General features: G+C 59.3%; 10 protein-coding genes. 3 read left to right on the top strand and 7 right to left on the bottom strand.

The features are described from left to right. Positions 1-247: 247 nt before the first annotated feature. From RBB49_RS04685 to chvE, 6 genes are all read right to left on the bottom strand, one after another. Positions 248-1171, bottom strand: a complete 924-nt coding sequence (locus RBB49_RS04685; RefSeq protein ID WP_306141527.1) for a Gfo/Idh/MocA family protein — start codon at positions 1169-1171, stop codon at positions 248-250. Continuing rightward, positions 1171-2913 carry an L-arabinonate dehydratase gene (gene araD, locus RBB49_RS04680; protein WP_306141526.1) on the bottom strand — a complete coding sequence of 581 codons (1743 nt, stop codon included), beginning with the start codon at positions 2911-2913 and terminating at the stop codon, positions 1171-1173. The genes RBB49_RS04685 and araD overlap by 1 nt, the downstream gene beginning before the upstream one ends. A gap of 3 nt (positions 2914-2916) precedes the next feature. Beyond that, positions 2917-3912 carry an AraD1 family protein gene (gene araD1, locus RBB49_RS04675; RefSeq protein ID WP_306141525.1) on the bottom strand — a complete coding sequence of 332 codons (996 nt, stop codon included), beginning with the start codon at positions 3910-3912 and terminating at the stop codon, positions 2917-2919. A gap of 4 nt (positions 3913-3916) precedes the next feature. Next, entirely contained in the window at positions 3917-5170 is a 1254-nt protein-coding gene (gene mmsB / locus RBB49_RS04670) for a multiple monosaccharide ABC transporter permease (protein ID WP_306141524.1), read from the bottom strand. A 9-nt stretch (positions 5171-5179) separates the two neighbouring features. Beyond that, complete coding sequence (mmsA, locus tag RBB49_RS04665; RefSeq protein WP_306141523.1) at positions 5180-6694, bottom strand: multiple monosaccharide ABC transporter ATP-binding protein; 1515 nt, start codon at positions 6692-6694, stop codon at positions 5180-5182. A 75-nt stretch (positions 6695-6769) separates the two neighbouring features. Next, positions 6770-7834, bottom strand: coding sequence for a multiple monosaccharide ABC transporter substrate-binding protein (gene chvE / locus RBB49_RS04660; RefSeq protein ID WP_306141522.1), 1065 nt, complete (start codon positions 7832-7834; stop codon positions 6770-6772). Positions 7835-7984: 150 nt separating this feature from the next. On the opposite strand from chvE, the gene RBB49_RS04655 reads away from it, so the two are divergent. Then, positions 7985-8941, top strand: coding sequence for a LysR substrate-binding domain-containing protein (locus RBB49_RS04655; protein WP_306141521.1), 957 nt, complete (start codon positions 7985-7987; stop codon positions 8939-8941). A gap of 106 nt (positions 8942-9047) precedes the next feature. Here RBB49_RS04655 and RBB49_RS04650 read toward each other — a convergent pair whose 3' ends face one another. Then, entirely contained in the window at positions 9048-9947 is a 900-nt protein-coding gene (locus tag RBB49_RS04650; RefSeq protein ID WP_306141520.1) for a LysR substrate-binding domain-containing protein, read from the bottom strand. Positions 9948-10054: 107 nt separating this feature from the next. Between RBB49_RS04650 and proX the strand changes: the two genes are divergently transcribed. After that, complete coding sequence (proX, locus tag RBB49_RS04645; RefSeq protein WP_306141519.1) at positions 10055-11005, top strand: glycine betaine/L-proline ABC transporter substrate-binding protein ProX; 951 nt, start codon at positions 10055-10057, stop codon at positions 11003-11005. A 64-nt stretch (positions 11006-11069) separates the two neighbouring features. Then, positions 11070-12089 (top strand): glycine betaine/L-proline ABC transporter ATP-binding protein, encoded by a 1020-nt coding sequence (locus tag RBB49_RS04640; protein ID WP_306141518.1) that lies wholly within the window; start codon positions 11070-11072, stop codon positions 12087-12089.

Below are 12089 nucleotides of genomic sequence, written 5' to 3'. Positions count from 1 at the left end.
TTCACTCGGCGAGGCGGGTCATGAAGCGCGATGCGGTGCATCGTGCAAGTGGTACAACGCGGCCGATGGGCCGGATTTTCTCACCCGTTGTGGAACGCGTTCAGCCGATAGGCATCAAGATTGGCAGGAAAAGCTCCAGCCGCCGGCGGGTGGAACCGCCGCACAGGAAATTACTCCCAGTCTCGAAAACAGACTTTCTTAGCCCCTCCGGCCAAGCGACAGGAAGGCAATCGCGTTTGACGCGTGATCAGTAATGGAAGGGTGCCGTTACAACCCTGCGGCCAAGCGAGCAGGCGTCGCAGACATGGATGAACGGGGAGAGGTCCATGTCGCTGCTCCCTGTCCGGACCAGATCGGACATCCTTTCATAAAGGTTCGGATACTCGTTTTCCGACCCTTCCCTGATCAGCTGGCCGTTAATTTCCAGCTTGCTGCCGCCGAGAGACAGGCGGGCGTTGCCGTCCTCTGTTTCCACCTCGATGTCCCATGTCTGTGGACCTTCCTGGCGCCAATCGAAGACAGCGGACACATCGGCTCCCCCCGGATCGGTAAACCTGAGGCCGGCGGCAATCGGAGTCGCCCGGTTCTCCGGATATTCGAGGGTTGCCTCGCGGACGTGAACGGCATGGGGCAGGATCTCTGTCATGATCGACAGGGCGTTGATCCCGGGGTCGAACACGCCCATTCCGCCGGGTTCCCAGATCCATTCCTGCCCTGGATGCCAGTGCCGGACATCCTCTTTCCAGACAATCCTGAGACGTTTGAGCTCGCGCGCCGCAAGCCAGGATTTCAGGTCCGGGACACAGTCGGCAAAACGCGAGTGCCAGGTTGCGAAAATGGTCACGCCCATCTCCCGGGCGAGGGTCTCAAGCGCAAAGCATTCCGCAAGGCTCTGCCCGGGAGGCTTTTCAAGCATGACATGCCTGCCGGCTCTGAGGGCCGCCTCGGCATAGGCAAAGCGCGGCTGGGGCGGGATCGCGAGCGAAATCGTCGAAATGTCCGGGCGCGCGTCCAGAAGGGATTGCAGCTCTGCATAAGAGGCAATCCCGTCGACAGACGCATGACGGCTGACGGTGGCCTCGAGCGACCAGTCTGGGTTGGCGGAAATGGCCGGGATGTGCTGGTCGCGGGCAATCTTGCCGATGCCGACGAGCGCCAGTTTTTCTGTCATCAGTGAGAATCCTTCGGGACTGCCGAACCGCGGCAGCCTATCAGAAAGTCGAAATCCGCGCCCGTGTCCGCGCCCTGAACATGATCATGGAAGAGGCGGGCATACCCGCTTTCGGGGACATCGTGCGTGGGTTCCCACGCATCAAGCCGCCGTTGCAACTCCTCGTCGGAAACCGCCAGATGAAGCCGGCGGTTCGGTACGTCCAGTTCAATGAAGTCTCCGGATCGCACGACTGCCAGAGGTCCGCCGGCCGCCGCTTCCGGTGCCGTGTGCAGAACGACCGTTCCATAGGCCGTGCCTGACATCCTGGCATCGGAGATGCGGATCATGTCTGTGATGCCCTTGCGCAGGACTTTTGGCGGCAGACCCATGTTTCCGACTTCCGACAGCCCCGGATATCCCTTGGGTCCGCAATTCTTGAGCACCATGATGCAGGTCTCGTCTATGTCGAGACCCTCATCGTTGATCCTGAGCTTGTAGTCGCCGATGTCTTCGAAAACGACGGCGCGGCCGCGATGTTTCAGAAGGTGTGGTGATGCGGCCGAGGGCTTCAGAACCGCGCCGTTCGGCGAGAGGTTGCCCTTCAGGACGGCGATCCCGCCCTGATCCGTCAGAGCGTTTGAAACCGGCAGGATAACCTCTTCGTTCCAGTTCTTGACTGTCTTGACCTCGTCCCAGATGGTCTCGCCGGAGACGGTGATGGCATCCCGGTTAAGCAGCCCGGCTTCGCCGAGATGCCTGATCACGACAGGCAGACCGCCAGCATAGAAAAACTCTTCCATCAGGTATTTGCCGGACGGCATCAGGTTGACGACCGTCGGGATGTCGCGGCCAAACCGGTCCCAGTCGTCAAGCGTCAGATCGACGCCGATGCGTCCGGCGATGGCCAGCAGGTGGATGACGGCGTTGGTCGATCCGCCGATTGCGCCGTTGGTCCGGATGGCATTCTCAAAAGCCTGTCTGGTCAGGATGTCCGATGGCTTCAGATCGTCCTTGACCATCTGAACGATCCGCCGACCACTCAGATGCGCCATCACGCGGCGCCGGCTGTCAACGGCAGGAATGGCGGCGTTGCCGGAAAGCGCAATGCCGAGAGCCTCCGCCATCGATGCCATGGTCGACGCCGTGCCCATCGTGTTGCAGCTTCCGGGCGAGCGGCTCATCGATACCTCGGCTTCCAGAAACTCCTCCCGGGTCATCTCGCCGGCCTTTACGGCTTCGGAAAACTTCCACAGATGTGTCCCCGAACCGACCCGTTCGCCCTGAAACCAGCCATTCAGCATCGGTCCGCCGGAGACAACAATTGCCGGCAGGTTGACGGATGCAGCCCCCATGAGCAGGGACGGGGTCGTCTTGTCACATCCAACCAGCAAAACTACCCCGTCCAGCGGTGTTGCACGAATAGTCTCCTCTACATCCATGCTGGCAAGGTTGCGGAACATCATCGCCGTTGGCCGCAAGGTGCTCTCGCCTGTGGAGAAAACCGGAAACTCGACGGGAAACCCGCCGGCCTCGTAGATGCCGTGTTTGACCCGTTCGGCAAGGTCGCGCAGGTGTGCATTGCACGGGGTCAACTGTGACCATGTATTGCAGATGCCGATCACGGGACGGCCGTCGAAAAGATCATCCGGTAGGCCCTGGTTCTTCATCCAGCTGCGATGATAGATGCTGTCCCGGCTGGTGCCGCCGAACCATTCCGCCGACCGCAGTTTCCTGGGCCATTTTGCCGGTTGGAATGCCATTTCCTAGAGCACCCTGACAGCTGTAATGCTGTTTGTTTTTGCTTCAAACGAAAGCCTGTTTTTCAGGGGGACACCGAAGCCGCGCGCCGCTATCTCGACCACATCCCCGTCTTCACAGGAGATGCCGTCGGCAAAGGAAAGGGTCGCCGTCCCGAACATGTGAACGTGCACATCTCCGGGTTGGCAGAACAGGCCATATTTGAAGTGATGATGCTCAAGATTTGCCAGGGTGTGAGACATGTTGCTTTCGCCGGACAGGAACGGCTTTTCCCACAAGAGCGCGCCGTTGCGCATAATCCGGCTGGTGCCCTCGACATGATCCGGCAGATCGCCGACGCGCAGTTCCGGCCCGAAGGATGCCGGGCGCAGCTTCGAGTGCGCCAGGTACAGGTAGTTCTGGCGTTCCATTATGTGATCTGAAAACTCGTTGGCGAGCGCAAATCCCACACGGTTGGGGGTTCCATCCGGGCCGATGACATAAATCCCCGCGATCTCCGGTTCCTCGCCGCCATCGTCGCAAAAACCGGGGCTGACCAGGTCGCCGCCAGGCGCGACCGCACTGGTGCCGTTGCCCTTGTAGAACCACTCCGGTTGAACGCCGGCATGGCCGTTGCCCGGTTTGCCATTCTCCAGACCCATGCGGAACATTTTCATGGAGTCCGTCAGTTGGGTCTCGTCTGTCTCCGTCTTGGCATGCATGGCATCGCGTGTTGCCGCCGATCCCAGATGGGTGAGGCCGGTTCCCGTCAGATGCATGTGCGCCGGATCCGGATGGTGCAGGGGCAGCAGAAGGCGGCCGTCTTCTGCCAGCTTCTCCAGGTCCACGGCGGGGCCCAGTTCGTGGGCACGGATGCGTTCGGCCAGGCTCTTGCCTCTCCTGATCGCGTCCATGACGAGTTGATAGGTTGAGGAAACCCCTTTCAGGACACCCGCTTCACTGCCGTTGCGCACAACAACGGCGCAGTTTCCCTGTGCGTCCAGGATCTGAGAGAGCAACATGTGACTATCCTTGCTTGTTCTTGTTGTAGACGTCGAAAATCACGGCTGCGAGCAGGACAAGACCCTTGATCATCTGCTGGTAGTCGATGCCGATGCCCATGATGGACATCCCGTTGTTCAGGACGCCCATGAGAAACGCGCCGACAACCGCACCGATGATGGTGCCGACGCCACCGGACATGGATGCACCACCGATGAAGACCGCGGCAATGACGTCGAGTTCCAGGGCAAATCCGGCCTTCGGTGTTGCCGTGTTCAGGCGGGCGGCAAAGACAAGGCCAGCCGCGGCCGCCAGAACGCCCATGTTGGTAAAGGCCAGGAACGTCAGCCGCTCCGTCTTGATGCCCGAGAGCTTGGCGGCCTTCTCGTTGCCGCCAAGCGCATAGATGCGACGGCCGACCGTGGTCGATTCCGTGATAAAGGCATAGATGATCGTCAGCACGCCCATGGTGATCAAGACGTTGGGCAGTCCGCGGAACAGCGACAGCTTGTACATGACGAAGATAAGCGCAGCGGCCACGATGACATTGCGCGCAATGAAGAACACCTTCGGTTCGTCTTCGATGCCGTAAAGCCGGTTCTGCGCGCGCTGACGCAATCCGATCCAGACAATCATCGCTGCAGCTGCAACACCGGTGAAGAGCGCCAGCATGTTGACGTGTTTCACGCGCCGCATCTCAAGCATGCCGGCCAGCGAGTCACCCCAGCTCACCGGGAAGATGTCCGGGACGAAGCCGGTCGCCAGGATCTGGAACTCCTTCGGGAAGGGGCCGACCGACTGTCCTTCCAGCAACCAGAGCGACAGGCCCCTGAAAACCAGCATGCCGGCGAGGGTGACGATGAAGGATGGAATTTTCCAATAGGCCACCCAATACCCTTGCGCTGCTCCGATGAGCCCCCCGACGACGAGACATACGATGATGGTCAACGGGACCGACACGTCCATGTTGACGATCATGACGGCGGCCAATGCACCGATGAAGCCCATGACCGAACCGACCGAAAGATCGATGTTTCCGGACACGATGACGATCAGCATGCCGAGCGCCATGATGATGATGTAGGAATTCTGCAGCAGAAGATTGGTGACATTGACCGCGCGCAGCAACGTACCGTCGGTGACGATCTGGAAAAACGCCATAACCGCAATGAGCGCGAACAGGAGACCGTATTGCCGCAAGTGCGAAGAGAGGTATTGACCTATGCTCTTGGTCTTTGCCTGCGGGGCGGGATTGGTATCGCTTTGTGCCAGGTCCATATTGAAACTCTATTCGTTGACGATGAGCGACATGATGCGCTCCTGGCTCGCATCGGCGGCATTCAGTTCACCGACGAGCGCACCTTCGTTCATGACGTATATCCGGTCGCACATTCCGAGCAGTTCCGGCATTTCGGAGGAGATCATGACGACGCCTTTGCCCTGGTCCGCCAGATCATTGATGATGGTGTAGATCTCGTATTTTGCGCCCACATCGATGCCCCTGGTCGGTTCATCGAGGATCAGGACTTCCGGTTCCGTGAAAAGCCACTTCGCCAGCACAACCTTCTGCTGGTTGCCGCCGGACAGGTTCATGGTCTTCTGAAAGACCGAAGGCGTGCGGATCGCGAGCGCCTGCCTGAACCGTTCGGCAATGCGGGTTTCCTCGTTCTTCTTCAGAACAGAGCCCGATGATACGTCGTCAAGGTTTGCCAGGGTGGTGTTGAAGCGGATGCTCTCCTCAAGCACGAGACCGAGCGACTTGCGATCCTCCGTGACATAGGAAATGCCGGCATTGATCGCCCTGTCGACGGTGCTGACGTCGATTTCATTGTCGTTCAGCTTCACCGAGCCCGAGATGTTCCGGCCGTAGGAGCGGCCGAAAATCGACATGGCAAGCTCGGTCCTCCCGGACCCCATGAGACCGGCGATGCCGACAACCTCGCCGGAGCGGACGTTAAAGGAGGCATTTCTGATCACTTGGCGCCCGGTATGCTCCGGATGCCAGACATTCCAGTTTTCGACCTCCAGCAGGATCTTGCCGGGACTGCGCCGATGCTCCGGAAAGCGATGCGTCATGTCCCGGCCCACCATGTCTCGCACGATGGCGTCTTCGCTCAGACCAGCCTTGGCATCGAGGCGTGAAACGGTCATGCCGTCGCGAATGACGGTGACGGTGTCCGCCACGTAGCGGACCTCGTTCAGCTTGTGCGAAATGATGATGCTGGTGACGCCCTGCGTCTTGAGTTCCAGCATAAGGTCCAGGAGCTTGCGGCTGTCATTTTCCTGAAGCGCGGCTGTGGGCTCGTCCAGGATCAGAAGCTTGACGTCCTTGGAAAGCGCCTTGGCGATCTCCACAAGCTGCTGCTTTCCGACCCCGATATTGTCGACCAGCGTGGAGGGCGCTTCGGCCAATCCGACTTTCGCAAGGAGGTCTTCCGTTCTGCGGTTGGTTTCCCGCCAGTCGATGACACCGCTCCTTGCGCGTTCATTGCCGAGAAAGATATTCTCCGCAATGGAGAGCTGGGGCACGAGCGCCAGTTCCTGGTGAATGATGATGATGCCTTCGCGCTCGCTGTCCGAGATTCCGGCGAATTTCGCGTCCGCGCCGCCGAACAGGATTTTTCCGTCATAGCTTCCGTGCGGATAAACGCCGGAGAGAATTTTCATGAGTGTCGATTTGCCCGCGCCGTTCTCACCGACGACGGCGTGGATCTCACCTTGCTGCACATCCAGGTTGACCTGATCGAGCGCTTTCACGCCCGGGAAGGTCTTGCTGATGTTCTGCATGGACAGGAGTGCCATCTGCTCCGCTCTCCAAAATTCCAAAAACCCGCCCGCAACTGGTGTGTTGTGGACGGGTCTTTTGCCGGACCAGACTTACTTGACTTGATCAGCCGTGTAGTAACCGCTGCCGATGAGGACATCTTCCCAGTTGGAAGCATCGACCGCGACCGGTTCCAGCAAATAGGACGGAACAACCTTGATCCCGTTGTCATAGGTCTTGGTGTCGTTGATTTCGGGCTCGCCGTCATTGAGGATGGCTTCGACCATGCCGACCGTGACACGGGCCAGTTCACGCGTGTCCTTGAAGACGGTCGAATGCTGCTCGCCGGCAAGAATGGACTTTACCGACGGGATCTCTGCGTCCTGTCCGGAAACGATCGGCATCTTGAGATCGCCGGATCCGTAGCCGACACCCTTGAGTGACGACAGGATGCCGATGGAAAGGCCGTCATAAGGGCTGAGTGCACCGTGGAGCTGCTTGTCCGTGTAGTGCGCGGACAGAAGATTGTCCATGCGCGCCTGGGCAACAGCGCCGTCCCAGCGAAGGGTGCCGACGGTGTCCATGCCCATCTGCCCGGATACGATGTTGACCGTGCCAGCATCAATCATTGGCTGCAGGACCGACATCGCGCCGTCATAGAAGAAATAGGCGTTGTTGTCGTCCGGCGATCCGCCGAAAAGCTCGACATTGTAAGGACCGTCACCAAAGCGCTCTTTCAGGCCGTTGACCAGCGACGTGGCCTGCTGAACACCGACCTTGAAGTTATCGAACGTCGCATAGTAGTCGACATTGCCGCTGTCGCGGATCAGCCGGTCATAGGCAATGACCTTGATCCCCGATGCTGCCGCGTTTTCCAGCGCGTTGGACAGCGTGGTTCCATCGATTGCCGCGATCACCAGCACATCAACACCCTTGGTGATCATGTTTTCGATCTGTGCCAGCTGATTGGGAATGTCATCTTCCGCATATTGCAGATCGGTCGAATAGCCTGCCGCCGTGAATTGTTCGACCATGGAGTTTCCATCAGAGATCCAGCGGGCGGAGGACTTGGTCGGCATGGCGATGCCGACCGCCCCCTTGTCTGAGGCGAAAGACGTGCCGGACATCAGCGTTGCCGTCGCGGCGACTGCAATCAGCGCCTTGGAAAAGAAATTCATGTGTTCCTCCCTGGCCGGTATAAGTCCGACCGCAAAATTGATGAGGCATCCGGAAATGCCGTTTTCAAACTTGCGAAAAGACACATGACGGTCAAATCATCATTTGCTATCAATACTTATTAAAATTGGTATGTTTATGGAGGATCAGGTTTGGCCCTGGATCTGTTGCGGCGCGGCATGAAAATTTCCCATCTGCGGCTGCTGGCCGAACTCAGCCGGCAGAGCCGCCTGACGGATGCCGCGGCCGCATTGGGCATAACGCAGCCTGCAGCCTCACGCCTGATGACGGAAATCGAACATGTCGCGGACGCGGAAGTCTATGTGCGAAGCGGGCGTGGCATTGAGCTGACAGAGGTCGGCCGTAATCTTGGGGAACGCTGCGTCCGGGTGCTTCAGGAACTGACCGACGCCGCGGTCGATATCGAACATCACGTTTCGGGGCAAAGAGGGCAGGTGCATATCGGGTCGGTCACCGGGCCCGCGGTGGAGTATGTCTTGCCTGCCATCCGTCACATCCGGTTGAGCTACCCGGAGATTTCCGTTTCAGTCGAAATCGGACCAAGCAGGGTTCTGGCACCCATGCTTGAGGAAGGGCGGCTCGATTTTTCGCTGAGCCGCGTGCCCCTGGATGCCGACCCCGACCTCTTCGACGAACAGCCTTTGCGGCGGGAGCCGGCCTGTATGGTCGCGCGGCTGGATCATCCCCTGATCCGTCATCCGGCTCCGATTCCTTCACATGCCCTTCTGGGTTTCGACTGGGTCTTTCCACCGGTTGGTGCGCCCATCCGGACGACGGCGGAAAGCGCGCTTCGGGATATGGGGCTTCAGCTGCCGACCAAGATCCTGACCACGTCCTCTTTCCTGTTCACGCTTGCGACCATTCAGCGCTCGAACGCCATCGGACCCGTCGCCCGGTCGGTTGCGGACAGTTTCGCGATGTTGCCGGACGGCTCGCCCGGCTCGCTTGCCATCCTGCAGACCGACCTGCCTCTCTCCGTGGAAACCTATTCCTTCCTGACCCGCAAGGGCCAGGTGCAAACCGCAGCCGCGCGGATCGTGTCGCGGGAAGTTCTTCGGCACGTCAACGCAGAGCAGGACCCGGGTTAGGGTACGGCCTCATTAACAAGGCAGTTGCCGGGACCCTTGATCGCTTCGCTTCCGGAACACATTCAGCTGGGAAGCTCTTGCCGTCGTCCTGACAGCGATTGCTGATCTAGTGCGTGTCAGTCTCTGCCAAGATCCAGTCGCAAAACATGCGTGCGTCTTTCCGGTTCTTGGTGGTGTCGATCAGGTAGAAGTAGTCCCGGTCATGTTCAAGGAAACCCGTCAGTTTTCGGAGCGAACCGTCGGCCAGATACGTGTCGACAAGCGGATAGCCGGCAAGCGCGATGCCCTGACCGGCGATGGCGGCCTGCAGCATGTTGATGTAGGTGTTCATCACGACGCCGCTCGCCTCGGGCGGCGCATTCAGACCGTTCAGGCGGAACCAGTTTGGCCAGCGCGCACCGGGACGATAGATGCCGGAGAGATGAAGCAGGTTTTCGCTTAACAGGTCCTCCGGCGTCGCAAGCTTGGTCCGTGCGATGTATTTCGGACTGACGACCGGGAAAATCCTTTCGCGCAACAACCTCGTCACGTTGTCCCAGGGAGGCGGTGTCCTGGCATAGCGGATGGCGACGTCCACACTCTCCGCCGCCAGATCGAGCATGCGGTCGGAAACGACGAGGTTCAATTCGATCTCGGGATGAAGGTTGTTGAAGTTCACCAACCTCGGCATCAACCAATAGGTCGAGAACGCCGAGGTGGTCGTGACCGTCAACCGGGTGCGGCCCGAAACTGCCGACACGTTGTTGAGCGCTCCCGCGATCTGGTGGAGGGCGGGGCAGACCTCCGCCTCCAGCATGCGTCCTGGCTGGGTCAGCACCACTTTCCGGTGGCTTCGGTGAAACAAGCGGACACCGAGCTGTTCTTCCAGTTCCGCGATTTGACGGCTGACCGACACCCTCGTGATGCCAAGAGCTTCAGCAGCACGTGTAAAATTTTCGTTTCTGCAAACTGCCTCAAATGTAATGAGATGCGGCAGTTTTGTCAGAGTTTTGCGTAAATTTCCCATAACACGCAGGCTAACAGTTTGAACCGGATTTTGGAACTTCACAAACGGATCGCGGGGATCGAACATAGGTTTCGAGGAAGGTTCGCTCGCCTTTTTGGGAGGAGAATATGAGACAGCTGTCAAACTTGATTCTAGCAGTGGCGTTGACGACTGCGATTCCGGCAACGGCGCAGGACATGCCCGGAAAGGGCGTGTCGGTGTCGCCGATCAAGGGATCGCCGGCGAATGCCTGGTTTCAGCACATGGTGGTTCAACTGGGTCTCGAAGCCCTGGGCTACGATGTCGAAGAGACGCTTGAAGCGGATTTCCCCGCCGTGCATCTCGCGGTGGCATCGGGCGATGCAGACTATACGTTCAACCACTGGAAACCGCTGCACAACAACTTCTTCGACAAGTCCGGCGGCGAGGGGGTCATGACCCGGGTCAAGGCCTCGATCACCGGTGCCGGGCAGGGATACTTCATCGACAGGAAAACGGCCGAAGAACACGGGATCAAGGACATCGGCCAGCTCAAGGATGCCGCGGTCAGCGGGATATTCGACAGCGACGGCGACGGCCGCGCCAATCTTTCAGGCTGCAATCCGGGATGGGGCTGTGAACTGGCGATCGAACAGCACCTGGACGATTACGACCTGCGCGATACAGTGCAGCACGACCAGGGCAGCTACTTCGCGATCATGGCCGACACGATCACGCGCTACAACGAGGGCGGCTCCATTCTCTATTACACGTGGACACCCAACTGGATCAGCGACGTCCTTGTTCCGGGCGACGATGTCGTACAGATCGGGGTTCCGTCGAATGGCGATTTTGATGCCGGCTTTGCCGTCAATGACGTCTACATCGTCGCGAACAATGATTTCCTTGAGGACAATCCGGCGGCCGCAAAGTTTTTTGAACTTGTCGAGATCCCGATCTCCGCGGTGAACGCAGCCCAGGTCAAGCTCCGGGACGGTGAGAATACGCTCGAAGACTTCCGCCGCCACGCCGAGGACTGGGTCAAGGCCAATCAGGCGGAATTCGACGGCTGGGTCGCGGAAGCGGCGAAAGCGAACTGACATCCCTCCCCACCTTCCGGGCGCGGCACTTGCCTCGCCCGTTTTTCTGCAAGGGACTGCTGTCATGAGCGATGCGCAGATCGAGTGCCGGGATTTGTGGAAGATCTACGGCAAACGTTCCGACGAGGCCATGAAGGCCGTTCTTGCCGAAGGCCTTTCAAAAGAAGAGGTGCGTGACCGCTTTGACTGTGTGCTCGGGGTCCGCAATGCGAGTTTTTCCGTCAGGAAGGGCGAGATCTTCTGCATCATGGGTTTGTCCGGGTCGGGAAAGTCAACCCTGGTCCGTCACGTAAACCGGTTGATCGAGCCGACCTCCGGCGAGATTCACGTTGCCGGAAAGCGGGTCGACACGATGATCGAGTCGGACCTGCGCCAGCTGCGTGCGGAAACCATCGGAATGGTGTTCCAGCACATGGCGCTGTGGCCGCACAGGACCCTGGGAGAAAACGTCGGTTTCGGCCTGGAGGTGCGCGGCGTGCCTTTGGCGGATCGGAGAAAGGCAGCGGAAACGGCCCTGGAGGCCATGGAGCTCCGCGGCTGGATCGACCACTATCCCGACCAGCTGTCGGGCGGCATGCAGCAAAGAGTGGGACTTGCGCGCGCGCTCGCAGCGGACCCGGAAATCCTGCTGATGGACGAACCGTTTTCAGCGCTCGATCCGCTTATCCGGCGCCAGTTGCAGGATCAGTTCCTCAGTCTTTCGGAGCACATGCACAAAACGACGCTGTTCATCACCCACGATCTGGATGAAGCGATCAGGATGGGCGACCACATCGCGATCATGAACGATGGCGAGATCGTCCAGATCGGCACGCCGGAGGAGATCGTGACAAACCCGGTAGACGATTATGTCGCTGACTTCGTCAAGGGCATAAGCCGCGTTGGCCTGGTGCGCGCCGAAACGATCATGGAACCGCTCGACGGCCGTGCGCCGACGCCCAAGCAGGTTCGTACGGACGTTGAACTGGGCGAGATCATCGATGCCTTCATGGAGGATCAGTCACCGGTAACGGTAACGAACACCGAGGACGTCCCGGTCGGATTGATCACAATAACTGCGGCGCTCAAGGCGCTGCGCGGCTAG

The sequence above is a fragment of the Roseibium sp. MMSF_3412 genome (genome assembly GCF_030733265.1).
GTDB lineage: Bacteria > Pseudomonadota > Alphaproteobacteria > Rhizobiales > Stappiaceae > Roseibium.
The sequence above is the reverse complement of the archived record's forward strand: the minus strand, read 5'-3'. Positions and strand labels throughout refer to the sequence as shown.